Origin of the sequence: Streptomyces sp. NPDC008001 (genome assembly GCF_042958085.1) — a bacterium.
Lineage (GTDB): Bacteria > Actinomycetota > Actinomycetes > Streptomycetales > Streptomycetaceae > Streptomyces.
This window is the reverse complement of sequence record NZ_JBIBIZ010000008.1, coordinates 132,632-155,474: the sequence shown is the minus strand read 5'-3', so window position 1 is coordinate 155,474 and position 22,843 is coordinate 132,632. Positions and strand designations below refer to the sequence as shown.

The following is a 22,843-nucleotide window of genomic DNA, read 5'->3' as shown; positions in this document are numbered from 1 at the left end:
CCCGGACCGTATGTGACAGATATTCAGCCAAACCGTTTCGGCTGATCACTTTTCCTACGATCGGGGTAACCCGATGCCACCTCCGTCCCTTCGGGTGCCAGCAGGAAGACGTTGGTGTCGACCCGGTGCATGCCACTGCCCAGGCCGAAGACGACCCCGCTGGAGAAGTCGAGGATGCGCTTGGCGACGTCCGTGTCGGCACTGGTGAGGTCCAGCAGCACCGGCACCCGCGCCATCAGGTGCTCGGCGACCTCGCGGGCGTCCGCGAAGACCTGGACCCGCAGCACGACCATGCGCCGCTGGTCGGGATCGGGCGCCTGCTCCTCCTCGGGCAGGGCCCGGTGGTTGGGCCATGACGGCCATGCGTGGTGCCCACGGAGCGGGACGACCTCGGCCAGACCCTCCCACTGCTCATCGGTGGCCTCGGACCTGTTCACCGGCTCACCCCTCCGGGGAACGTGCTCGCTATATGCATCCCACAATCCTAGGGACAATCGTCACCCGTCGGGACCAATGACACGCTCGAGTGCGGGGCGCCCCGGTCGGCGCGTCCGGCGCCGGCGCTCGCGTACAGAGACGGGAGCCGCCTACGCAGCGGGCGATCAGCGCCCCGCTCGTCAAAGGCCTTGCCGAGCACCTCGTCAGGGGGCAGGTCCGTCGCCCGTCCCGGAGTCCGGCGGAACAACCCGTCCAGCCGTCAGCGCTGCTCCCGTACAGCGGGTACTGGTCCACCATGACTGGCACCTTCACCACCCGCACCGTTGACGTGACGACCGGCTCCGCCGAAACCATGCACGACCTGACGAACGCGTGCTCCGCGTTCCTCCGGGAGGTTGCTCACGGGAGAGACGGACTGCTGAACGTCTTCACCCCGCACGCGACGTCCGGCCTGGCCGTCATCGAGACCGGGGCCGGCAGCGGCAATGACCTGCTGGCGGCCCTGCGGGAGGTTCTTCGTGCGGACGACCGCCGGCCGGACCGGCAAGGCGGTGCGGGCCCGGCCCGCGATCACATGCTCCCGGCCCTGGTCCCGCCCCACGCCACGCTGCCCGTGGTCGGCGGTGAGCTGGAGCTGGGGACCTCGCAGTCCATCGTTCTTGTGACCACTGGCCCGGAGACCCCCGGCCGAAAGGTCAGACTGTCCTTCCTCTGCTGACCGTACGCCGCTCGCCTGTCTCCCGGCGTTCCGCGCATTCGCTCGCCGTCTGGCAATGTGCCGGCACAGCCGGGCGAAGCGCTTGTGGTAATCCCACCGTACTCCGCAGGCCGGCGGCGGCAGGGCCGTCGCACGGCCGCGTTCCCGCAGGATTGCCCGGCCCCGAGAGGCCTGCGGACCCGCCTGCCGGAGTAGGGTGGAGAAACCGGGAACACTTCGTGCGCCGGCCTCCATGCGGGCGTCGTTCCCGGCGAGTCGCAATGCCGGGACGTCGACGACGAGCCCGGGGCAGGGTTCGCATCATGGCTGTGACCACCGATCGTACGACCACCGAGGAGCATGCCTCTTCGCCGCCCGCTCGCCTGTCCCTGACGCCGGGAACTGCGCCAGGACTTCTGGACGGTGCCTGGTGGCCTCGCTCCCGTGACCTCTCCCGCGAGCTCCCCGCACTGGCAGCGCGGCTGGACCAGTCCTGGGGGCGGGTCACCCGCGTCACGGTGAATCCGGCCTTCTGGCCCATGATCCCGCGCAAGGTTCCCGTCACCGGGCACACGGTGCACGTGGGGTGGTTCACCAATGAGCAGGACCCGCACAAGCTCCTCGTGTTCTCCTACTCCGCGGACCGCCTGGACCTGCTGATCATCCCGCCGGAGACCGACCCGGCCGCGGCCGCCAGACTGATGTCCGCCGCGACCGACCCCGGAGGTCTCCTCACCGCGAGCAGGCTGATGGAGGACGAGCGAGCGGCCGACGACGCGACGGAATCGCGGGACCGCGAAGAGGAGTGGGAGACCGAGGGCGGGACGGCGCCACCACCGGCCGGGAACCCGACCGGACCTCCGCGCTCCGCCCGAGGGGTGTGAGGGCAGTGGAGATCGCCGTCACCCTGGCCGTGATCCTCGGCCTGATCGCTGTGGGTTCCCTCCTGATCCACCGGCTCAACGTCCAGCACGCCGAAAGGATCGCAAGCAGCCGCTACAGCGGCGTCCTGCCGTGGCGCGACAGCAGGAGCCGGAAGTGCCCCCGGTCGGCCATCGACCCCGCCGGCCCCCTCCTCGCCCGTAGCCGCCGCGCACAACCAAGCGGGGACAGCGAACACCGCCGGATCTTCTCCGGGCGGAGCTGGTGAACATGACATCCGCACACGCCACGCCGCCCACCCCCGCACCAGCGGATCCGGTGCCCCCGGCGGGGTGCGCCGACATTCGCATCGTCGCCGCGTCCCCCGAGACCGCCCGCCGCGTCGCGGAAGTCCTCCGGCACTGCTTCGACTCCACCGAACAACGCAGCTACCCCGCCGGCCGCGAAGGCGGCACCCGCCTCCACCTCACCGTGGACACCACGCATCCCGCCGAACCCGCACGATCCTGGCTGGCGACCAGCCGGACTCCGGCCGCCGACCGCCCGCGGCACGACGACGCCTGAACACCCGTGCACGCCGCCCGTCGTCCGGCACGCGCGGCGCGCCCACTGAACCCGGACCGCCGCCGCGCCCGCCTGAGCGTGGTGCTACTGCGCCCGGCCCTCACTGGTCTCCGGCGTGTCCTCTTCGGGAAGGTGCCCGTCGTCGACGGAGACGTTGACTTCGACGATTTCAAGCCCTGCCATCCGTTCCACGGCCGCGATCACGTTCTCGCGCACGCCCACGGCGACCTCGCTGGTGCTCACGCCGTATTGCGGATTGAGCCGCACCATTGATGCGGTGCGCGACCGCGTCCCCGGCGCACGCTCCGGCGCCGGGCGCGGCGTCAAGGCCGAGGTCGGCGAGGAGCAGTCCGGCGTCGAACTGGACGTGGTCGTGGAATATGTACGCGGACGACCATCGGCCGCTCTTCGTACCAGTCTCCAAGTACCTTGTGGAACGCTGAATACGCACACCGGACACCCCCGAATCCCGGCCGAAGTCCTGCCCTTGAAATCGGGCGGATTCCGGCCGCCTTAACGGTGCCGGATGAGGACTATCCTGAGGTACGGACGTCCCGGACCCCGGCGGACCTGCTGTCGCTCCATACGGATGGCTGCGGGGAGCGGACCACGTCGTCCGGTCGCCCGGAGCATCCCCTCGGAGGGAACTGAGCGGTCCTTGTCCTGGTGGACAGATCGGCGGACCGCGGACCGCCTGTTCACCCACCTCCGCCGAATGTATGCCTCTGCCGGGAGCGTCCTGAGGGGATCCTGGAGTCAGGCTCCGCACCGTGGCTCTGCCCGGCAAATCTCTGGAACTGAGGCGTCATGCCCCTCCCACAGCTGAACGTCTACCGGCACGACAGGAAGACCCGGACTCTGATCACCCTGGCCGGTGAGATCGACCTGGAGACGGTACCGCTGATGCACGCGGCACTTGAGCGGTGCCTCCGGGACGGCGTGCGCACCATCGACGTCGATCTCGCCTCTGTCACCTTCTGCGACTGCAGCGGCCTCAACGCCTTCATCGAGGCGTTCCTGACCTCCACCACGGCCGGGCGAACGCTGCGGCTGCACTACCCGCCTCCCCTGCTGACACGGATGGTCGACCTGACCGGTTGCGACTTCGTCCTCATGGGGCTGCCTGCCGTTCCAGGACCAGCCCCCCTCCAGGCCCCCCACTCCTCCGTCCTGGATCCACTCCCCATGACGCGTTCCGAGACAGTGCATCGGCTCGGTCCTGCGGTCTCGGACGGTGTGCTGTAACGCCTGGTCCCGGCAGGGCCATTCACGGAAGGCCGTGGGCGACACCGCAACGGCAGCCGGGCGGCATCCCCGGACCGTCCGGCCGGTAGTACCTGCCGGCCGACGTTCGCCATGGGGATCGCGGAGTCGGATGGCTTGATGCGGTGCCTTCGGCTTCCCGCTGCGCGGCGGCGGCTTCCGGTGGCCCGGCGTGGCGGCCAGGTGGAGCAGGTACCGCAGAGGGGCCCTCCGAGGAGAAGCTCGGCCGACTCCGCTCTCCCAGCTCTGCGTTCAGGGTCGTTCTCCCCGCACTGACAGGGCCGGATCTGCTCGACAGGCAGATCAGCGCCCTGCACTGCAGACACCGAGCCGATCACGAACAGACCTGCTCATCCGAGCTCACGCACGGCTGGCGGCAGGACCGGGCGATAGTTGGGATCGGCATGAGAACGGCGGACACGGCGGGCGCGCAGCCGCATCCCTCCGGAGACCAGTGCAGCTACAGGAGAAGGCGGACGGCGGACTCCGAAGGCGCGGCGCAGTGGCTCGTCGAGGAGCGCGTCGGCGGCAGCGCGGACCGCGGGGCCGAGAACCGCCGGAAAACGGTTGACGAGGATGCCCCGGGTGGCAGCCCATAGCTCAGCTGCCTCAGGAGTGGGCGCGAAGCGTTCTTGCTCGTAGCGGTCCGTCCAGGCCGCGAACTCGCCCCATGTCGGCGGGACTGTGTGAATTCCCATGCGGTCGGCAAGGCCGAGGTAAAAGACGTGGGAGGCCTCTTTCTCCGCTGCGGTCGCGGACCTCCACGCGTACGTGTCACACCAGCGCATCGGGGCGACGTCGAAGCAGGCCAGAACGTAAAGGAACGCGTCGTTCCCGATCCGCCAGCGACTGTGAATACGGTTGAGGGCGGCCACGGTCCGTGCGCCCTGCTCGCTGTCCAGTCCGTCGCGGAACAGCAGGTACATCATCCGGCCGGTCATCTTGGCACGGAGCTCCGTCTGCTCCGTCATCCGCCTGGTGGAAACCAGAACCTTGGCGATCTCGGGCACGGCGAAGGTCCGGTAGAAGCAGATATTGAGGCCGAACGCAAGGTCCTCGCTGAATTCCGTGAAGGCGAGACGCCGGTAGACGTCCTCCGCCCACGACAAGGGGGTGTGCGCATCGGAAACAGGCTTCACTTCGTGTCCCCTTCGGCTCAGCGCGGTCAGCGAGGACGCCCCGGGCCCGGCCGGCCTCCCATACCTGGTCGACATGACGCGCTCCAACCCCTCGAAGGACTTCCGCAACACGCGCACGGCGGCAAGCCCTTCACGGATCTCCGCCGGAGGCCGCAACAGGAATCGGCTGATTCAGCTTCGCTTCGTTTGTGCCGTCAACCCAAGCTGACCCACCCGCTGACCGTCAAGCGGCAGACCGACCGAACGTCAGGCAGCAGGCCGGTGGTTCCCCGGCCGATACCTCCTTGACCGATCAGGAGCTCTTGTTCACCTGCTGCCTACCGCCCCCGCACTGGCCCGGTAGCCCGCCGGCGCAGGCTGCGGGAGCGGGACAACGCCGGGTCCGACAGCACCTGCCCGGATCTGTCGCGCACTGTGATCGGCAGCTCCCCGTCCGGGCACTCCAGGACGACCCGGAGCCGGACGGAGCCCCATCCGGTCTGCGACGCCGAGGGGATGTCGCTTGCGGTGACTCCCACCGGCGGCGACTGAAACGACAGCGCCCCGTTGAGCCGCCGCCGGCCACGGTCCCGCCGAAAGCAGGGCCGTCCCCGGCAACAGCCACCGCAGGTCCTGGCCGACCACCACCCACGCAACCCGAGTGCTCGGAGCGTGATTTCAGGGTCGGCAATTCGTCCCTCGCGCTCTTACCGCACATCGCACATACCTGCTGAACGGCAGGTCAGGCGTCCTTCGCCGCCGGCTTCAGGATGGCCACGCACTCCACATGGTGCGTCATCGGGAAGAGGTCGAACGCGCGGAGCTTCGCCGGCTTGTAGCCCTCTTCCTCGAAGTACTTGAGGTCGCGGGCGAGGGCGGCCGGGTCGCAGGCTACGTAGGCGATGCGGCGGGCGCCGAGGGAGGCGAGGTGGCGGACGGTCTGCTTGCCGGCGCCGGCTCGGGGCGGGTCGAGGACGATGATGTCGGCCTCCTTGATGCCCGTGCGCGGGAGGACCTGCTCGACCTTGCCCTGCTCGATGCGGACGCGGTCGAGGTCCTGGAGGTTGTGGCGGGCGTCCTCGACGGCGCGCTTGCCGGATTCGATGCCGAGGACCGCGCCCTTCTCGCCGACGCGCTCGCCGAGGGCGCCGGCGAAGAGGCCGACGCCGCAGTAGAGGTCGAGGGCCATGTCGCCCTTGCGGGGCATGAGGCCCTGCATGACGGCCTTGACCAGGGTGTCGGCGGCCTGGGGGTGGACCTGCCAGAAGCCGCCCTCGCCGACGCGGTACGTGCGCTCGTCGGCGCGCTCGCGGACGAAGGGGCGGCCGTGGACGCGGTGGACCTGCTTGTCCTTCTCGCCGATGCGGAGGACCGAGACCGGCTTGTCCAGCTCCACGATCGGGAGGCGGCCGCCCGGCTTGGGGGTGAGGATGACCTGGCGGTCCGCGGAGCCCGAGGCGGCGATGGCCTCGACCGTTGCGATCTGCGGCCACTCGCGCTTCTCGATGCCCAGCTCCGACACGCCCGGGGCCGCGATCATGCAGTGGTCGATCACCTGGACCTCGTGCGAGCGGTGCTTGCGCAGGCCCGCGTGGCCCTCGGCGTCGACGGCGTACTGGACGCGGGTGCGCCAGGCCGGGACCTGGCCCGCGGGGAGCTTGTCGCCCTCGGCCGGCATCACGGTGCCGTCCCAGCCGGCCTCCTCCGGGGTGAGGCCCGCGAGGCGCTGGAGCTGTTCGGCGATGACCTCGCCCTTGAGGCGGCGCTGGGCGCCGGGCTTGGCGTGCTGCCAGTCGCAGCCGCCGCACTTGCCCGGGCCGGAGAAGGGGCACGGGGCCGGAACCCGGTCCTTCGACGCCTCCAGGATCTCCACCGCGTCCGCGCGCAGGAAGCGGGACGTCTCCTCGCCCTCCGTCACGCGCACGATGACCCGCTCGCCCGGCAGGGCGTGGCGGACGAAGAGGACGCGGCCCGACTCCGTACGGGCCACGCAGTGGCCGCCGTGCGCCACCGGGCCCACCTCGACCTCGTACTCCTCGCCGACCAGCGATTCCTGCGGTTCGTTCTGCATGCGGTCGGCTCCAGACAACGTAAAACAAAGGGTGAGGCGGGACAGCCGTTCAGTCTACGGCCCGTCCCGCCCCATGAATGACGCGCTGCCCCGGCGCGCTACTTCTTCGTGCTCGCCTTTTCCTTCTTCGGCTGCGTCACCGGGCCCCTGCGCACCGAACCCGGCGCGTTCCACTCCGCCCGCTTGCGGGCCCGCAGCTTCGCCGCCTCGGACGAGTCGAGCTGCCACGGGACGGACGTCACCATCACGCCCGGCGTGAAGAGCAGGCGGCCCTTCAGGCGCAGCGCGCTCTGGTTGTGGAGGAGGTGCTCGTACCAGTGGCCGACCACGTACTCGGGGATGTAGACGCTGACCACGTCGCGCGGGCTCTCCTTGCGGAGGCTCTTCACGTACTCGATGACCGGGCGCGTGATCTCGCGGTACGGCGAGTCGAGGACCTTCAGCGGGACGTCGAGGGAGCGGCGCTGCCACTCGTCGCGCAGGAGCTTGGTCTCGGCCGCGTCGACGCTGATGCTGAGCGCTTCGAGGGTGTCGGAGCGCATGAGCTTGGCGTAGGCGAGGGCCCGCAGCGTCGGCTTGTGGATCTTGGAGACGAGGACGATCGAGTGGACGCGGGACGGGCGGACGGTCTCGTCGCCCGGGCCCTCGTCGGCGGCGATCTCCTCGGCCACCCGGTCGTAGTGCTTGCGGATCGCGGTCATCGTCGCGTAGAAGATCACCATGCCGAGCAGGGCGACCCAGGCCCCGTGGGTGAACTTCGTCAGCAGGACGACGACCAGGACCAGGCCGGTGAGGAAGGCACCGAAGGCGTTGATCGCACGGGAGCGGATCATGTGGCGGCGCTTGGCCGGGTCGGTCTCGGTGGCGAGGTGGCGGTTCCAGTGCCGCACCATGCCGGTCTGGCTGAGGGTGAAGGAGACGAAGACGCCGACGATGTAGAGCTGGATCAGCTTCGTCGAGTCCGCGCCGTAGATGTAGGTGAGGACCGCTGCCGCCCCCGCGAGCAGCACGATGCCGTTCGAGAAGGCCAGGCGGTCGCCGCGGGTGTGCAGCTGGCGCGGCAGGTAGCGGTCCTGGGCGAGGATCGAGCCGAGCAGCGGGAAGCCGTTGTACGCGGTGTTGGCGGCCAGGAAGAGGACCAGAGCGGTGGCGGCGGCGAGCACGACGAAGAAGAACGAGCCGCTGCCGAAGACCGCCTCGGCGACCTGCGAGATCACCGGGTTCTGGGTGTAGCCCTCGCCCAGCGGCGAGCCGTTCTTGAGCAGGTCCGTGGCCGGGTTCTCGGCCATCCGGACGTTGGTCGCCATGGCCAGGCCGATGATGCCGCAGAACATCGTCACGGCCAGGCCGCCCATCAGGGCCAGCGTCGTGGCGGCGTTCTTGCTCTTCGGCTTGCGGAAGGCCGGCACGCCGTTGCTGATGGCCTCGACGCCGGTGAGGGCGGCGCAGCCGGAGGAGAAGGCGCGCAGCAGCAGGAAGACGAGGGCGAACCCGGCCAGGCCCTGGTGCTCGGCGTGGATCGTGTAGTCGGCGGTGGGGGCCTTCATGGTGTCGCCCATGAGGAGGCCGCGGACGGCACCCCAGGCGATCATGACGAAGACGCCGCCCACGAAGACGTACGTGGGGATGGCGAAGAGCTTGCCGGACTCCTTGACGCCGCGCAGGTTCATCAGGGTGAGCAGGACGATCACGCCGATGGCGCAGGCCGTCTTGTGCTCGATGACGAAGGGGATGGCGGAGCCGAGGTTCTCGATGCCGGAGGCGATGGAGACCGCGACGGTCAGGACGTAGTCGACGAGCAGGGCGCTCGCGACGGTCAGGCCGGCCTTGGGGCCGAGGTTGACGTTGGCGACCTCGTAGTCGCCGCCGCCGCTGGGATAGGCGTGGACGTTCTGGCGGTACGAGGCGACCACCGTGAACATCAGCACGACGACGGCGACGGCGATCCAGGGGCTGAAGTGGTAGGCCGACACGCCTGCCGCGGAGAGCACGAGGAGCACTTCGCCCGGCGCGTACGCCACGGAGGAGAGCGGGTCGGAGGCGAAGACGGGCAGGGCGATGCGTTTGGGGAGGAGGGTCTCCCCCAGCTTGCTGCTGTGCAGCGCCCGGCCGATGAGGATCCGTTTCGGCAGGTCGGTCAGTTTGGACACAACAGAGGATCGTAAGCGCTCACCCGTACGGCCGCCCACCCGCCACCCGGCGGAGCGGAAATGTGGCGTACGCCGCATTCCCGCTCCGGCGTGCGCCGCGGCGGCCGTCCGTACGGCGCTCAGCCGTGCAGCAGGGCCGGCAGGGCCCGGTGCCCGTTCGAGATGAACGACTCCACCGGCCGCAGTTCTCCCGGCGCCGCGGCGAGCCGCATCCGGGGGAAGCGGTCGAAGAGGGCGGGCAGGGCCACGGCCGCCTCCAGGCGGGCGAGGGGCGCGCCGAGGCAGAAGTGGACGCCGTGGCCGAAGGCGAGGTGGTCCTTGACGGCGCGGGTGACGTCGAAGCGGTCCGGGTCGGCGCCGTGCAGCTCCGGGTCGCGGCCGGCCGCGGCGTAGGCGGCGAGGATCGCGTCGCCCCGGCGCAGGGTGACGCCTCCGCCGATCTCGATGTCGTCGGTGGCGTAGCGCAGCGGGAGGCTCGCGACGGGCGAGCGGTGGCGCAGGGTCTCCTCGATCACGTCGTCCCAGCCGGCCTCGCCCGCGCGGACGAGGGCGAGCTGGTCCGGGTGGGTGAGCAGGGCGTGGATGGCGTTGTCGAGGAGGTTGACGGTGGTCTCGTGCCCGGCGCTGATCACCAGCAGCAGCGTGTCGAGGAGCTCCTGCTCGCTGAGGCGGGAGCCGTCGTCCTCGCGGGCGGAGATCAGGACGCTGGTCATGTCGTCGCCGGGGGTGGTGCGCTTGGCGGCGACGAGGGCGCCGAGGAGCTCGTAGATCCGGGTGTAGGTGGCGGTGACCTCGGCGGGGTCGGCGGAGGTGTGGAAGATGCTGTCGACGCAGTCCCGCAGGCCCTCGCGGAGGTCCGGGTCGGTCACGCCGAAGAGCTCGCAGATGACCTGGATGGGGATCGGGTACGCGTACGCCTCGCGCAGGTCGACGGGCTCGCCGGGCGCGGCCGCGGCCAGGCCGTCGAGCCGGTCGAGGAGGTCCGCCGTCATCTCCTCGATGCGGGGGCGCAGGGCGGCGGTGCGGCGGGCGGTGAAGGCCTTGGCGACGAGCGTGCGCAGCCGCTTGTGGTCGGCGCCGTAAGCCGTGAACATGTTCCGCACCGCAACCCAGGTGAACAGGGGCCACTCGGGCGAGATGTCACCGTTGATCCAGGCCGGCCAGTGCTGGTGGGGGTCCTTCGAGACGCGCGGGTCGGTCAGGAGCTCCTTCAGCAGCGGCTGGGTGGTCACTGCCCACGCCACCACTCCGCCAGGAAGCTCCACGGGCGTCGCCGCGCCCCGGGCCCGGACGCGGGCGGCCTCGCCGTGGATGTCGCGGCCGGTGGCGTCGATCCGGAGGGGTGCGCGGTGAACCGGGACGGCGCTCTGCCCGCGTTCCGTGCTGGGCTTGTGTTCCATCGGCTGTCTCCAGGGGTGTCGGCCTGTGGCGAGGAGGGGGACCCGTCGGAGCGGGGCTGTTCGTACGGCGGTACGGGGCCGGAGCCGGGGCGGCGGACGGCCGAGAGGTCGTGCACGGGTGCAGGCCGCGGACCGGCGGGCGGAGCCGGGGGGAAGCGGACGGGCAGGGCCGTCAGGGCGCGGTGGAACGGGCCGGGCCGCCAGACGAGGCGGTCGGCGGGAACGGCGAGTTCGAGGTCCGGCAGCCGGTCCAGGAGCTTCTCGACGGCGACGGCGGCGATCAGGCGGGCCGCGTCCTTGGCCGGGCAGTGGTGGGGGCCCGCGCTCCAGGCGAGGTGGGCACGGTTGCCGGTGCGGCGGGTGGTGAGCAGTGCGGGGTCGGTGTTGGCGGCGGCGAAGCTGACGACGACGGGCTCGCCCGCGGCCAGCGGCACGCCGCCGAAGTCGACGTCCTGCACGGGGTAGTGGACGCCGTAGTTGGCCATCGGCGGGTCGAGCCAGAGCACCTCGTCGAGGGCGTCCTCGACCGGCATGCTGCCGCCCGCGAGGTCGCCCGCGAAGCGGTCGTCGGAGAGCAGCAGCCGCAGGGCGTTGGCGATGAGGTTCTGCTGGGGCTCGGTGCCGGCGCCGATGAGGACGACGTGCTGGTGGATCAGCTCCTCGTCGGTGAGGCGGGCGTGGTGCGCCATCAGCCAGGAGGTCATGTCCGCGCCGGGCTGCTCGCGCTTGAGGGCGATGAGCTCGATGAGGGTGCTGGTGATGAGCGCGTCGGCGCGTTCGGCGTCGACGCCGTCGAAGATGCCGGAGAAGCCCTCCACGAGGCGGTCGCCGAGGTCGGTCGGGCAGCCGAAGAGCTGCTGGAAGACCAGCAGCGGCAGCACCTTGGCGTACGCGCCGAGCAGGTCGGCCTCGCCCTGGCCGGCGAAGCGGTCGATGAGGGTGTCGGCGCTGCGCTCGACGTAGCCGCGCAGGGCGTTGGGGTCGATGCGCGAGAGGGAGTCGGTGACGGCCTGGCGCAGCCGCGTGTGGGCCTCTCCGTCGGAGAAGAGGCAGTTGGGGCGGTAGGCCATCATCGGCACGACCGGGTTGTCCGGGGCGACGCGGCCGTCGGCGAGGGCGCGCCAGCGGCGGGCGTCCTTGCCGAAGATCTCGGGCGTGCGGAGCACTTCCAGTGCGGCCCGGTAGTCGGTGACGAGGGTCGCGTGGGCGCCCGGGGCCAGCTCGACGGGGGCGGCGGGGCCCTGGGTGCGCAGCCGGGCGTAGACGGCGTGCGGGTCGGCGGCGAAGTCGGGCCCGTACATGGGGGTGGGGGCGGCGGGGCAGCCGGGAGGCGGCTGGGGGGACCAGGCGTCGGGGGTTGCGGGGGACGGCTCGGGAGCCCAGGCGTCCGGGGTCCGGGCGTCGGGGGTCCATGCCTCGGCGCGGCCGGGCTGGGGGTGGCCGGCTTCGTGGCGGCCGGCTTCGTGGCGGCCGGCTTCCTGGCGGCGAGCCTCGTGGTGGCCGGCCTCCCGGTTGCCGGCTTCGTGAGTCCACGCCTCGGGGGGCCACGCCTCGGGGTTTCGCGCCTCGGGGTTCCGCGCCTCGGTTCCGGCCTCGGGGGCGTGGCCGGGCAGCGGGGCGTGGTGGGCGCCGCCTTGGTGGGCGGAACCCTGGTGACCGGAGCCCTGATGGACAGAGCCCTGGTGGGCGGACTCCTGGTACGCGGAGCCCTGGTGCGCGGGGCAGCCGGGCGGGGGGACCGCGCCGGATGCGGGACCGGATGCGGGGAAGGTGCCGGGCGGGGTGCCCCATGCGTCGGGACGGTCGTTCACGCGTGCTCCCGTACGGTGCGCCGCTGCAGGTACTCGACGAGGGCGATGAGCGCGCGGGTGGAGGAGACCCGGTCGCGGGCGTCGCAGGTGACCAGAGGGGTCTCGGGCAGCAGGTCGAGCGCCTCGCGGATCTCCTCCTCCGGGTACACGGGCGCGCCGTCGAAGTGGTTGACGGCCACCGCGTACGGCAGGCCGAGCTCCTCCAGCAGGCCCATGACGTCGAAGGACTGCTCCAGGCGGCGGGTGTCGGCGAGGACGAGGGCGCCGAGCGCGCCGTGCGTCATGTCCTGCCAGAGGCGGGTGAAGCGCTGCTGGCCGGGGGCGCCGAACAGGTAGAGCACGAGGCTGTCGCTGAGGGTGAGGCGGCCGAAGTCCATGGCGACCGTGGTGGTGGTCTTGCCCTCGATGCCGGCGAGGTCGTCGACGCTCGCACCGGCCTGGGTCATGGTCTCCTCGGTGCGCAGCGGCCGGATCTCCGACAGCGAGCCGACGAACGTGGTCTTGCCGACGGCGAAGTGGCCGACGACGAGGAGCTTCGCGGCGGTGCGCACACTGCGGCGCAGGTAGAGATCGCCGCCGTCGCCGGCGACGGGAACGGGCTCGACGGGGTCGACGGGCTCAGAGGCGAGCGCGAAGTCCATCCAGCACCTCCTGCAGGATCTGGGCCTCGGGGAGTTGTGCCGAGGGGATGGGGGCCCGGGTGATGAGGTGGCCGCTGTCGACCAGGTCGCCGAGCAGCACCTTGGTGACGCTCACGGGCAGCATCAGGTGCCCGGCGATCTCGGCGACCGACAGGGGGCCGCCGAGGCAGAGTTCCATGAGCCGGCGCTTCTCGGGGCTGAGCCCGGTGAGCGGCCGGTCGTACTGGGCCAGGACCAGGGTGACCAGGTCGAAGGTGTTGCGGGTCGGGTGGGCGCGGCCGTCGGTGACGACGTACGGGCGCACTAACCCTCGCTCGTGCCTCGGCGTGGGCGGGGTCATGCCGGGGCGCCCGTGCCCTGCCAGGTGCCCGCGCGGGGCGGGCTGGTGAGCTCCTTGCCGAGCCGGTCGACGAGCTTCTGCATGCGGTACGTGACCGCTTCCATGTCGACGTGCTCGGTGGCGGAGACCGCGAGGTAGGCGCCGGGGCCGGCGGCTATGAGGAAGACGTAGCCGTGCGCGAACTCGACGAGCGTCTGCCGCCACGGGCTGTCCTGCTGCGCCTGGTGGGTGCAGAACTCGGAGGTGGAGCGGCTGATGGACTGCAGGCCGGAGAGGGCGGCGGCCTGGCGCTCGGCCTCGTCGCGCTCGATGCCCTGGGAGCGGGCGCGCAGCATGCCGTCGGCGGACAGGAGGATCGCGTGCCGGGCTTCGGGCATCTTGACGACCTCGTCCAGCATCCAGCCGAGTTCGTTGTTGAGGTGGTCGTTCACGTGCGGGGGTTCCCTTCGTCGTCTACGGGGGCGGGGGCCTGGGCAAAGGGCTGGGACGGCTGGCCGGGCTGGCCGGGCTGACCGGGCTGACCGGGCTGGCCGGGCTGACCGGGCTGACCGGGCTGACCGGGCTGACCGGGCTGGCCGGGCTGACCGGGGTGGCCGGTGCGGTCGCGGTGGCCTGGATGATCGAAGTGACCGGTGCGGGTCGTGTCCGTGTCCGGGGCCGGGGAGTCTCCCGGCAGCGGGCCGACGGGGGTGCCGGCGGCGGGCGTACGGCCCGCACGGGTGCCGCGGGCGAAGGCGCCCATGCGGCGGGCGGTCTCCTCGGCCGTGCGCTCCGGGACGTCCGGCGGGGCCGCGTGGGGCGCGGGGGCCGCGGCGGCCGGGGTCGCTTCCGGGAGCGGAGCCGCGGCGGCGGGCTTGCGGCGGCGGCGCTTGGGGAGGCCGCCGGCGGTGGAGCCGACGGCGCCCGGTACGGAGCCGCCGCGGGCGGAACCGGCGTCGCCCGGCGTACCGGAGGAGGCTCCCGGCATCCCGGAGGACGCGCCCCGCATGCCGGGGGACGCGGCGGCACCGCCGCTTCCGGGCCCGGGAGTGAAGCCGTGGGCGCCGAGGCCACGGGCGCCGAACCCGCCGGCCGGCCCGGCCGGGAAGTCGGGGATGTCAGGGACACCCGGGACATCCGGCATACGCGAGACGTCCCGCACACCCGAGGCGTCCGGGACACCTGGGACATCCGGCACGGGAGCCCGCCCCGGGGAACGCCCCGGGGAACGCTCCGCGGAGCGCCCCGCGGAGTGCTCCTGGGAGCGTCCCGCCGGCCCCGCGCCGTCCGCCTCGCGCCCGCCCGGGGGCCGCAGCGGCGTGGTGTCGGGTCCGTCGATGTCGATCTGGGTGAGCAGGGTGCTCGGGAGGAACAGGACGGCCCGGACGCCGCCGTACGGCGAGCGCGTGTCGACCGAGACGCTGAACCCGTAGCGCGCGGCGAGGACGCCGATGACGGGGAAGCCGAACTGGGGCGGGTCGCCGAGCCGGGAGACGTCGACGGTCTGCCGGCCGGTGAGCAGGGCCCCGGCCCGCTGGATCTCCTGGCCGTCCATGCCGACGCCGGCGTCGTCGATGACGATGCAGGCGCCGTTGTGCACGGGCTGCAGGCCGACCTCGACGGTGGTGTTGGGCTGGGAGTGGCGCGCGGCGTTGTCGAGGAGCTCGGCGACGGCGAGCACGACGGGCTCCACGGCGCGGCTGACGACGGCGAGGTCGGCCTGGCTGTGGACCTGGACGCGCCGGTAGTCGCGGATGCGGGAGGTGGCCCCGCGCACGACGTCGGTCAGGGGCGAGGCGGAGCGCTGCCGTCCGGGCCAGGAGCCGCACAGGACGGCGATGGCCTGGGCGCGGCGGCCGAACTGGGAGTTGGCGTGGTCGATCTGCAGCAGGTCGCGCAGCACGTCCGGGTTGTCGTGCCGGTCCTGCATGTCGGAAATGGCGAGCTGCTGCTCGTGGGCGAGGCCCTGGAGGGCGCGCATGGAGGCCTTGAGGGCGGCCTTCGCGGACTGGTCGGCGCGGGCCTGGGCCTTGTCGACGGCCTGGGTGAAGGTGTCCATCACGGACTGCAGGCCGTGCGCGAAGACGGTGCCGGCGAGCTGTTCGTCGAGCAGGCCGGGCAGGGGCACGGGCTGGTGCATGGATGCCGTCACGGCGGGGAGCCGCACGGCGACCAGGTGGCCGAGCTCCGTGTCGCGCGCCCGCTGGCCCTCCTCCAGCGTGGCGGCGCGTTGCCGCAGGGCCGCGGTGATGCCTCGCTGACGCACCAGCAGGACCGCTACGGCGATCAGTGCGACGGCCAGACACCAGGTCACTACGTCCGGTATGTGATGTGACATCAATTCCTCATGGACGCAGGGGGCATGTGGACGGCTGGACGAGGCCGTTGTCCCTGACGTCCCGTCCAGAAGCGGAATACGGCGATCATCCTAACCACGGCCGTGGCCGGGTGGCCGATCTTCGCCTACGGATGACCGAACACGCATGCGCCTTCCGCAGGGCCTCGGACGAGGGTACGGAAGGCGGGCGGCGAACGCAGTCCGTTCGCGTGAGGTGTTGTCAGGACCACAGTGAGCGATCGACCAGGGAACCCGCGGCGCCGGTGTAGTCGGCGGGGTCACAGAGGGCGGCCAGTTCTGCCGCGCTGAAGTGACCGTCCAGTAGGGGGTGCCCGGCGAGAATCTCGTGCAGTTCCCGGCCACTGACGGCCGCTTCGGCCGACGCCGCGGTCAGCAGCCGCTTCGCCTCCGCCCCGCCGATGCGCGGCGCCAGGACGGCCGCGAGCCGCTCGGAGACGATCTGAGCGCCGGTCAGGCGGAGGTTCTCGCGCATCCGGTCCGCCCGGACGTGGAGCCCCTCGGCGAGTTCGGCGGCGGTGCGGGCCGCGCCGCCCGTCAGGCGCAGGGACTCGCGCAGCAGCTGCCACTCCGCGTGCCAGGCGCCGGCGGACCGCTCGTCCTCGGCGGCCAGGCACTGCGTCAGGCCGGCGGCCAGGGCCGGGACCTGCAGGGCCGCGCTGCGGATGAGGGTGGCGAGCACGGGGTTGCGCTTGTGCGGCATGGCGGAGGAGGCGCCGCGCCCGGCCCGCCCGCCGTCCGGCTCGGCGACCTCGCCGACCTCCGTGCGCGCCAGCGTCTGCACGTCCGCCGCGATCTTGCCGAGCGCGCCGGCGGTGAAGGCGAGGGCGGCGGCCAGGTCGGCGACCGGCGTGCGCAGGGCGTGCCAGGGCAGGGCCGGGCGGGCCAGGCCGGTCTCGGCGGCGAAGGCGTCGGCGAGCCGGGCCGCGTAGCTGCCGTCCTCGGTGCCCCGGGCGCCGGCGAGGCGCGCGTGCTCCAGGTAGCCGGCGAGGGTGCCGGCCGCGCCGCCCAGCGACACCGGCAGGCTCTCGTGCACCCTCGCGAGCCGCTGCTCCGCGTCCAGGACCAGCTGCCGCCAGCCGGCGGCCTTCAGGCCGAAGGTCGTCGGCACGGCGTGCAGCGTGAGCGTCCTGCCGGCCATGAGGGTGTCCCGGTGGCGGGCGGCGAGCGCGGCCAGTGCACCGGCGGTACGGGTCAGGTCCGCGCGGACGGCGCGCAGCGTGCGGGCCGCGACCAGCATGGCGCCCGTGTCGAGGATGTCCTGGCTGGTCGAGCCGCGGTGCACGTACTCGGCGGCCTGCGGGTCGTCCGCCGCGACGAGCGCCGTGAGCGCCTGCACGAGGCCGACGACGGGGTTGGCGGTCTCGCGCGCCGCCAGGGCGAGGGCCCGCACGTCGAACCGTCCCGCCTGCGCGGAACGGCCGATGGCCTCCGCGGCCCCGGCCGGCAGCGCCCCGAGCCGCGCCTGCGCCCGGGCGAGCGCGGCCTCGGCATCGAGCATGGCCTGCAGCCAGGCGGTATCGGTGGTGGCATCCTCGGCGGCGCTCCCGACCCGGACGGGAGACAGCAGCCCGGCATCGGCGACGGGGGCCTCGCCGGCCGGCCCGGCACGGGTGGGGCCGCGTCGGGGCTCGGGGGCGGGGCGTTCCCGGTCGTTGGCGGCGGCGTCGGGGTCGGGGTCGGGCCGGGTCATACGATCACGCCTTCCTCGTACCCGTCGGGAGACACCACGCGGAGGGGTGGCGGGACGTGGGCTATCGGGGGGAGGGACAGGACCGCGCGGGCGATGGCGTCCGCGTCGCCCAGCGTCACCGAGTCGACGCACGGCCGGATGCCCGCCGCGGTGACCCAGTGCACGGACTCGGTGGGCACCCCGTAGGCGAAGCGCCGCGGGTGGGGGCGGCCGCGGCCGTCGACGACGTGGTACGGGCGTTCGGTGACGGCCAGGCCGCCCGTCTCGTAGCCGGCGCCCGTGGCCGTCGGGATGCGGAACGTGGTGATCTGATCGGTGTTCAGGAGGTGCCGCAGCAGGGGATCGGCCGTGCGGCGCAGGTCCGGTTCGGGCAGCCGGGCCTCGATGAGCACGCGGGAGCGGACGGGCGGCCCGGGCACGGCCCGGCTGGCGGCGACGAAGGCGGGCCCGCCGGGGCCGGCGACGTCCAGGCGGACGACAGTGCCCGGCCCGGTGACCTCCAGGACGCCCGCTTCGACGAGGGCGGCCATCTCGTCGATGCGGGAGGCGGGCGGCCCGATGGAGAGGAAGGCGTTGAGGGGGGTGTACCAGCCTTCGAGGTCGTCGCGGTGGGAGTCGCCCTCCAGGCCGCCGTGGTCGACGGCGAGCCGGATCTCGTTGCGCAGGTCGCGCAGGACGTCCAGGGCTGCCTTCAGGGGTCCGCTGACGTTGCCGGCGCGGGCGGCCCGGACGTCCGCGCGCAGGTAGTCCAGGAGCCAGGCGCGGAACTCGGCGCGGCCGGCGAAGACCCGGTCGGCGTACGGTCTGGCGAGCCGCTGCCAGTCCCAGCGGTCGGCGGGCGCGATGCGGAAGGCGTCGAGGAGGTCCGCGCGGTCGTCGTCCTTCTCCAGGGCCAGGAACCGCTCCGTGAACTCCTCCCGCTCCCCCGCCCGGCCCAGCCGCTCCAGCAGCGTGCCGTAGTAGACGCTCTCCACCTCGCCGGCGATCAGGGGCCACAGGTCGGTGCCGAAGCGCACGGGGCCGCCGCGCGCGGCGCGCTCGCGCAGCCCTGCGATGTATCCGGCGGTGAGCAGCCGGGGCAGGTGGCGCCCGTGGGCGCCCTTCTCGTTCTCGCCGCGCGCGTGGTACGGCACGCCGCGCCGGGAGAAGGCGTACAGCCGCGGCTCCGCGCCGGAGGGCCGGTAGACGGTGCGGTCCCCCTCGCGGGCGAACGTGCCGCCCCGCCCGGCGGTGAACAGGGCCATGTAGTCGAAGAAGTTCAGCCCGAGCCCGCGCAGCAGGACCGGCGCGCCGGGCTCGATGTGCCCGAGGTCGAGGTCGGCGGGGTTGACGGGCGGGACGTATTCGAGGTGGTGGATGCGGGCCAGCGACGCCGTACGCGCCTCCCGGGCGGACAGCTGCGCGGGCACGTGGCCGAGCGCCATGACGATCGCGTCGAGGTGGTTCAGGCGCGTGCCGTCCTCCAGGCGGATGCCCTGGGGGCCGCCGGTGATGCCCTCGGTGTCGGCCATGGCCACCGCGCGCGAGCGGTGCACCTCGATGGTCACGTGCGCGGGGGCGCGGGCGGCGATGCGGCGGAAGCTGTCGTGGAGGTAGCGGCCGTAGAAGGCGCGGGTGGGGTAGTCGTCCGGGCCGAGCGCCCGCGCCTCGGCGAGGGTGGCGGCGTCGTGGTCCGTGCTGCCGGGCGGGAGGCCCGCGACGCCGTGCGCCCATTCGTACAGGCTCGGGCCCGGCTCGACGGGGCCCTCGATCCGGGCGCTGTCGTCCGTGTACACGGTGATCTGCGAGGCGACCGTGTTCATCAGCAGGTGGGGGGACTGGCCGGCGCGCCACACGGTGCCCGCGCCCGGGGCGGACGGGTCGACGACGTGCACGGTCACCGCGGAGTGCGAGGGCTCGGCGCGCTCGTTGGCGCACAGCCGCTCCAGCACGGCCAGCCCGCGCGGGCCGGCGCCGACGATGCCGACCTCTGTACGACTGCTGCTCCTCATGCGTCTGCTCCTCCGTTCTGAGGGGACTTCCGCTCCGCACGCCGTTCCGTTGCGCCGTTCTTTCTCGCTGTTCCGTTTGCGCCGTTCCGTCTCGGCAATCCGTCTCGTCGCTCCATCTCGCCGTTCCGGCCGGGGCCGGGTCAACGGGCGGCCGCCTGGTCCGTCAGGTCCCCGCCGGGGCAGAAGTGACATACCGTCAGTGGTGGTTTCACGGTCCCGCCGGCTCGCCGTGCCACAGTGGAGGGCATGGCTGACCCGGGTGACACGGCTGCTGACACAGGTGACATGGCCGGCACGGCCGGCACTGCCCGCATGCGCGCCGCCTACATCGAACGGTTCGGCCCGCCGGAGGCGATCGTGACCGGCACGCTCCCGGTGCCGAGCCCGGGACCGACCGACGTCCTGGTCGACGTCGCCGCCACGGCCGTCAACCCCGTGGACACGCTCATCCGCTCCGGGGGCTTCCGCACCGCGCTGGCCTTCCCCTTCGTGATCGGCCGGGACATGGTCGGCACGGTCGCCGGGGCCGGGCCCGGGGCGGCCGGGTTCGCGCCCGGCGACCCGGTGTGGTGCAACAGCCTGGGTCACGGCGGCCGGCAGGGCCCCGCCGCCGAGCGGGCCGTCGTCCCCGCCGACCGGCTCTACCCGCTGCCCGCCGGGGTGCGGGCGGAGGACGCCGTCGCCGTCGCCCACCCCGCCGCCACGGCGTACCTCGCGCTGTTCACCCACGGGCGGCTGCGGCCCGGCGAGACCGTGCTCGTCGCCGGGGCCGCCGGGAACGTCGGCAGCGCCCTCGTGACGATGGCGGTGTGGGCCGGTGCCCGGGTGGTGGCCACGGCCGCGGCGCGCGACGCGGAGTACGTGCGCTCCCTCGGCGCCGCCGAGGTCCTCGACTACGCGGCTCCCGGGCTCGCCGGGCTGCTCGCGGCCGCCGCGCCCGGCGGCGTCGACGTCCACGTCGCGACCCACGGCCGGCACGACCTGGAGATCGCCGTGCCGCTGCTGGCCCGGCGCGGGCGGATCGTGGTGTTCGCGGGGACCTCCGCGCGGCCGGTCCTGCCGGTGGGGCAGCTGTACCAGAAGGACGGGGCCCTCGTGGGCTTCGTGATCTCCCACGCGACCACGGCCGAACTCGCCGAGGCGGCCGGGGCCGTGGGGCGGCTGCTCGGCGCCGGGCTGCTCCGGCCGCGGGCCGTCGAGGAACTGCCCCTCGCGGACGCCGCCGAGGCCCACCGGCGCATGGAGCGCGGCGAACTGCGCGGGCGGCGGCTGGTCCTGAGGACCTGACGCATCGCCGCGGCCCCCGTTGCCGGGGGACTCCCGGCCCGCGCACCCTGGACCGTATGACTCCCCCAGCCACCGGCACCCCCGCGATCCTCCGGGTACGGGCGCACATCCTGGTCGCGGCCGCGCCGGGCACCGTCTACGACACGGTCAGCGACCTCACCCGCAGCGGCGAGTGGAGCCGCGAGTGCACGGGCGGGCGGTGGGTGTCCGGCACGCCCCGCACGACCGGGGCCGTCTTCCGCGGCGAGAACTACCGCGGGGCGGACGTCGTGCCCTGGGCGCCGGTCGTCCGCGGGCCCTGGACCACGGAGTCCGAGGTCGTGGCCGCCGAGCCGTGGCGCCTGTTCCGGTGGGTGGTGCGCGACAGCGCCGGCCGGCTGCAGGACAGCACGTGGACGTACGAGCTCCAGGCCACCGCCGGCGGGTGCCTGCTCGTCCACCACTACCGGCTCGGGCGGCCCACGGAAGGGCTCGCGAAGATCTTCGGGCGGCTGGGGCCGGACGGGCGGCGCCGGTTCACCGCCGCGTGGAACGAGAAGCTCGCCGACGACGTGGCCGCGTCGCTGTCGCGCATCAAGCGCGTGATCGAGGGCGGCGTCGAGCGGGCGGGCGGACGCGCACACGGCGGCGAGCGGGGCGGGGCGGGCGTGCCGGCATGACGAACCCGGCGGTGCCGTTGCGGCCGAAGGCCGAGCGGTGGGACGCGGAGGACCCGGGCTTCTGGGAGCGGGGCGGCCGGCACGTCGCCCGCCGGAACCTGCTGCTGGCGGCGCTCTGCGGGCACGCCGGAGCGTCCGTGAGAAGCATGTGGGCGGTACTGGTCCTGTTCCTGCCCGCCGGTAACGGGACTGCGGCCGGCCGCGGCGCAACGTCTCTGCTGCTCGTCACGCCACTCCTCGCGGGGGCCGCCCTGCGGCCGGTCGCGGAACGGGCCCTGCGCCGGCTGGGCGGCCGGGACCGTACGGTCGTCGCCACGGCCGCGCTGGCCCTGCCCGTGCTCGCCGCCGTGTACATGCTGCAGCGGCCCGGTGCGCCGCTGTGGCTGCTGGTGGCCGTCGCCGCGACGGCGGGTGCGGGCGAGTCGGCCGCGGCCTCGGCGACCCGTACAGCCGCGCTCTTCCCGCGGCGCGCGCGGGGCAGGGCCTTCGCCGTCGCGACGGCGGGGGCCGATCTCGGTGCGGCTGCCGTCCAGGCGGCCGGGGTTGTGGCTGCCATCGCCGCGGCCGGCGGCTCGTCGTGGGTGTGGATCGCCGCGGTGCACGTGCCGCTGGTGGCGCTGGCCGCGGTGGTTGCGGCGCTGCGGATGGACAACCTGCCGGTGGCGGACGGGGCGGCGGCGAGTGCGGGGGCTGGGCGTTCGGCATTCCGGGATCCGCAAGTGTGGGGGTTGTCGTTGCTGTCCCTGGCGACGGTGGGCACGTTCACGGGGGGCGGGCTGGCCTTCGGCCTGGTGCTGCGGAACGGGTTCGGTTGCCCGGTCCCGGCGGCCCTTGCCTGCGCCCTGCTCGCCACGCTGCTCGGCGCGGCCGCCCGGCCCTGCGGCGGCCGCCTCGCCGGCCGGTGGGGCGCGGCGCGGGTCACGCTCGCGAGCCTGGTGGGGATGGCGGCGGGGACGGTGGTCCTGGCCGCGGCGGCGGCGCGGGGTGCGGTGGGGGTGTTCGCTGCCGTGTTCACGGCGGTGGTCGTCCTGGCGGGGCTCGGTGCGGGGGCCGTCGGTGTGCTCGTCCCGGCGGTGTTCGCCGCGCGGGCGGGGGCGGCCATCCTCGCGGGGCGGGACGCGGCGACGGCGTTCGCGGCGTCCCACGAGGGGACGGCCAAGGTCTCCCGCCTCGGCGGGGCTTCGGGCGCGCTGGGGGCCGCGGCGATCGGGGCGTCCCTGACCGGGTCGGCTGCGCCTGCGCTCCCTGCGCTGTGGGGCCTCCTCGGCTTCTACGCGCTGTGCGTGCTGATCACGTGGCCGGCCTACGCCCGAAAAGCGGCCGCACGGGTACGGGGGCGTGGTCGGCCGGGGCCGCTCATCCCGTACGAACGGGGGTAGCCGGGCCGCGCCGGCCACCCGGGCCTCAGGACGCCACGCGTCCTTGGCACCGCCGCCGCGGGGCGCACCGGCGGTGCCCCGCACGCGCTTAGGCACGGCTCGGCACCGCCGGACAGCGGCGTTG

At 73.4% G+C, this 22,843-nt stretch carries 20 protein-coding genes and 2 pseudogenes; 9 read left to right on the top strand and 13 right to left on the bottom strand.

From position 1 onward, the window contains the following. Positions 1-23: 23 nt before the first annotated feature. Entirely contained in the window at positions 24-437 is a 414-nt protein-coding gene (locus tag ACFZCD_RS22075) for a cell division protein SepF (protein ID WP_391833372.1), read from the bottom strand. 296 nt (positions 438-733) lie between these two features. Between ACFZCD_RS22075 and ACFZCD_RS22070 the strand changes: the two genes are divergently transcribed. The 4 genes from ACFZCD_RS22070 to ACFZCD_RS22055 all read left to right on the top strand — a co-directional run bounded on the left by ACFZCD_RS22070 (position 734) and on the right by ACFZCD_RS22055 (position 2,581). Next, a complete protein-coding gene (locus ACFZCD_RS22070) occupies positions 734-1,156 on the top strand; it encodes a YjbQ family protein (protein ID WP_391833370.1) in 423 nt (140 codons plus the stop codon). 302 nt (positions 1,157-1,458) lie between these two features. Continuing rightward, a complete protein-coding gene (locus tag ACFZCD_RS22065) occupies positions 1,459-2,019 on the top strand; it encodes a DUF5994 family protein (RefSeq protein WP_391833369.1) in 561 nt (186 codons plus the stop codon). A gap of 5 nt (positions 2,020-2,024) precedes the next feature. After that, positions 2,025-2,285 carry a hypothetical protein gene (locus ACFZCD_RS22060; protein ID WP_391833368.1) on the top strand — a complete coding sequence of 87 codons (261 nt, stop codon included), beginning with the start codon at positions 2,025-2,027 and terminating at the stop codon, positions 2,283-2,285. Between the two features lie 2 nt (positions 2,286-2,287). Next, positions 2,288-2,581, top strand: a complete 294-nt coding sequence (locus tag ACFZCD_RS22055; protein ID WP_391833366.1) for a hypothetical protein — start codon at positions 2,288-2,290, stop codon at positions 2,579-2,581. 84 nt (positions 2,582-2,665) lie between these two features. Here the strand turns inward: ACFZCD_RS22055 and ACFZCD_RS22050 are convergent. Beyond that, positions 2,666-2,836: pseudogene (locus ACFZCD_RS22050) on the bottom strand (Asp23/Gls24 family envelope stress response protein); the annotation flags it as partial. On the opposite strand from ACFZCD_RS22050, the pseudogene ACFZCD_RS22045 reads away from it, so the two are divergent. Further along, positions 2,835-2,963: pseudogene (locus ACFZCD_RS22045) on the top strand (Asp23/Gls24 family envelope stress response protein); the annotation flags it as partial. The pseudogenes ACFZCD_RS22050 and ACFZCD_RS22045 sit on opposite strands and share 2 nt — an antisense overlap. A gap of 425 nt (positions 2,964-3,388) precedes the next feature. Further along, entirely contained in the window at positions 3,389-3,826 is a 438-nt protein-coding gene (locus tag ACFZCD_RS22040) for an STAS domain-containing protein (protein WP_391833364.1), read from the top strand. A gap of 368 nt (positions 3,827-4,194) precedes the next feature. Here ACFZCD_RS22040 and ACFZCD_RS22035 read toward each other — a convergent pair whose 3' ends face one another. The 11 genes from ACFZCD_RS22035 to ACFZCD_RS21985 all read right to left on the bottom strand — a co-directional run bounded on the left by ACFZCD_RS22035 (position 4,195) and on the right by ACFZCD_RS21985 (position 19,394). Next, positions 4,195-4,983, bottom strand: coding sequence for an oxygenase MpaB family protein (locus ACFZCD_RS22035; protein ID WP_391833362.1), 789 nt, complete (start codon positions 4,981-4,983; stop codon positions 4,195-4,197). A 721-nt stretch (positions 4,984-5,704) separates the two neighbouring features. After that, positions 5,705-7,033, bottom strand: a complete 1,329-nt coding sequence (locus ACFZCD_RS22030; RefSeq protein WP_391833360.1) for a class I SAM-dependent RNA methyltransferase — start codon at positions 7,031-7,033, stop codon at positions 5,705-5,707. 98 nt (positions 7,034-7,131) lie between these two features. Then, positions 7,132-9,183, bottom strand: coding sequence for an APC family permease (locus tag ACFZCD_RS22025; protein WP_391833355.1), 2,052 nt, complete (start codon positions 9,181-9,183; stop codon positions 7,132-7,134). A 119-nt stretch (positions 9,184-9,302) separates the two neighbouring features. After that, positions 9,303-10,415 carry a cytochrome P450 gene (locus ACFZCD_RS22020; protein WP_391833353.1) on the bottom strand — a complete coding sequence of 371 codons (1,113 nt, stop codon included), beginning with the start codon at positions 10,413-10,415 and terminating at the stop codon, positions 9,303-9,305. Further along, a complete protein-coding gene (locus tag ACFZCD_RS22015; protein ID WP_391833986.1) occupies positions 10,412-11,884 on the bottom strand; it encodes a cytochrome P450 in 1,473 nt (490 codons plus the stop codon). The genes ACFZCD_RS22020 and ACFZCD_RS22015 overlap by 4 nt, the downstream gene beginning before the upstream one ends. Positions 11,885-12,390: 506 nt before the next feature. Next, entirely contained in the window at positions 12,391-13,035 is a 645-nt protein-coding gene (locus ACFZCD_RS22010) for an ATP/GTP-binding protein (protein WP_391833351.1), read from the bottom strand. Continuing rightward, complete coding sequence (locus ACFZCD_RS22005) at positions 13,013-13,375, bottom strand: DUF742 domain-containing protein (protein WP_058042179.1); 363 nt, start codon at positions 13,373-13,375, stop codon at positions 13,013-13,015. The genes ACFZCD_RS22010 and ACFZCD_RS22005 overlap by 23 nt, the downstream gene beginning before the upstream one ends. Next, positions 13,372-13,773 (bottom strand): roadblock/LC7 domain-containing protein, encoded by a 402-nt coding sequence (locus tag ACFZCD_RS22000; protein WP_391833984.1) that lies wholly within the window; start codon positions 13,771-13,773, stop codon positions 13,372-13,374. Before ACFZCD_RS22000 ends, ACFZCD_RS22005 begins: the two co-directional genes overlap by 4 nt. Positions 13,774-13,802: 29 nt before the next feature. Continuing rightward, the gene (locus ACFZCD_RS21995; RefSeq protein ID WP_391833349.1) at positions 13,803-15,668 is read right to left on the bottom strand and encodes an ATP-binding protein; all 1,866 of its coding nucleotides are present in this window, start codon (positions 15,666-15,668) and stop codon (positions 13,803-13,805) included. A 244-nt stretch (positions 15,669-15,912) separates the two neighbouring features. After that, positions 15,913-17,403 carry a 3-carboxy-cis,cis-muconate cycloisomerase gene (pcaB, locus tag ACFZCD_RS21990; RefSeq protein ID WP_391833347.1) on the bottom strand — a complete coding sequence of 497 codons (1,491 nt, stop codon included), beginning with the start codon at positions 17,401-17,403 and terminating at the stop codon, positions 15,913-15,915. Continuing rightward, entirely contained in the window at positions 17,400-19,394 is a 1,995-nt protein-coding gene (locus ACFZCD_RS21985) for an FAD/NAD(P)-binding protein (RefSeq protein ID WP_391833345.1), read from the bottom strand. The genes pcaB and ACFZCD_RS21985 overlap by 4 nt, the downstream gene beginning before the upstream one ends. Positions 19,395-19,706: 312 nt before the next feature. Between ACFZCD_RS21985 and ACFZCD_RS21980 the strand changes: the two genes are divergently transcribed. Genes ACFZCD_RS21980 through ACFZCD_RS21970 form a run of 3 tightly spaced genes read left to right on the top strand, consistent with a single transcriptional unit; the run spans position 19,707 to position 22,719 of the window. Next, positions 19,707-20,681 (top strand): NADPH:quinone reductase, encoded by a 975-nt coding sequence (locus ACFZCD_RS21980; RefSeq protein ID WP_391833982.1) that lies wholly within the window; start codon positions 19,707-19,709, stop codon positions 20,679-20,681. 56 nt (positions 20,682-20,737) lie between these two features. Beyond that, the gene (locus ACFZCD_RS21975) at positions 20,738-21,340 is read left to right on the top strand and encodes an SRPBCC family protein (RefSeq protein WP_391833343.1); all 603 of its coding nucleotides are present in this window, start codon (positions 20,738-20,740) and stop codon (positions 21,338-21,340) included. Next, positions 21,337-22,719, top strand: a complete 1,383-nt coding sequence (locus ACFZCD_RS21970; protein ID WP_391833341.1) for an MFS transporter — start codon at positions 21,337-21,339, stop codon at positions 22,717-22,719. Before ACFZCD_RS21975 ends, ACFZCD_RS21970 begins: the two co-directional genes overlap by 4 nt. The last annotated feature ends 124 nt before the right edge of the window (positions 22,720-22,843 follow it).

Coding starts and splice junctions, on each gene's coding strand:
- ACFZCD_RS22070 (WP_391833370.1), top strand. CDS start 734: ATGACTGGCACCTTCACCACCCGCACCGTTGACGTGACGACCGGCTCC.
- ACFZCD_RS22065 (WP_391833369.1), top strand. CDS start 1,459: ATGGCTGTGACCACCGATCGTACGACCACCGAGGAGCATGCCTCTTCG.
- ACFZCD_RS22055 (WP_391833366.1), top strand. CDS start 2,288: ATGACATCCGCACACGCCACGCCGCCCACCCCCGCACCAGCGGATCCG.
- ACFZCD_RS22040 (WP_391833364.1), top strand. CDS start 3,389: ATGCCCCTCCCACAGCTGAACGTCTACCGGCACGACAGGAAGACCCGG.
- ACFZCD_RS22030 (WP_391833360.1), bottom strand. CDS start 7,033: ATGCAGAACGAACCGCAGGAATCGCTGGTCGGCGAGGAGTACGAGGTC.
- ACFZCD_RS22015 (WP_391833986.1), bottom strand. CDS start 11,884: ATGTACGGGCCCGACTTCGCCGCCGACCCGCACGCCGTCTACGCCCGG.
- ACFZCD_RS22010 (WP_391833351.1), bottom strand. CDS start 13,035: ATGGACTTCGCGCTCGCCTCTGAGCCCGTCGACCCCGTCGAGCCCGTT.
- ACFZCD_RS22005 (WP_058042179.1), bottom strand. CDS start 13,375: ATGACCCCGCCCACGCCGAGGCACGAGCGAGGGTTAGTGCGCCCGTAC.
- ACFZCD_RS22000 (WP_391833984.1), bottom strand. CDS start 13,773: ATGCTGGACGAGGTCGTCAAGATGCCCGAAGCCCGGCACGCGATCCTC.
- pcaB (WP_391833347.1), bottom strand. CDS start 17,403: ATGACCCGGCCCGACCCCGACCCCGACGCCGCCGCCAACGACCGGGAA.
- ACFZCD_RS21985 (WP_391833345.1), bottom strand. CDS start 19,394: ATGAGGAGCAGCAGTCGTACAGAGGTCGGCATCGTCGGCGCCGGCCCG.
- ACFZCD_RS21980 (WP_391833982.1), top strand. CDS start 19,707: ATGCGCGCCGCCTACATCGAACGGTTCGGCCCGCCGGAGGCGATCGTG.
- ACFZCD_RS21975 (WP_391833343.1), top strand. CDS start 20,738: ATGACTCCCCCAGCCACCGGCACCCCCGCGATCCTCCGGGTACGGGCG.
- ACFZCD_RS21970 (WP_391833341.1), top strand. CDS start 21,337: ATGACGAACCCGGCGGTGCCGTTGCGGCCGAAGGCCGAGCGGTGGGAC.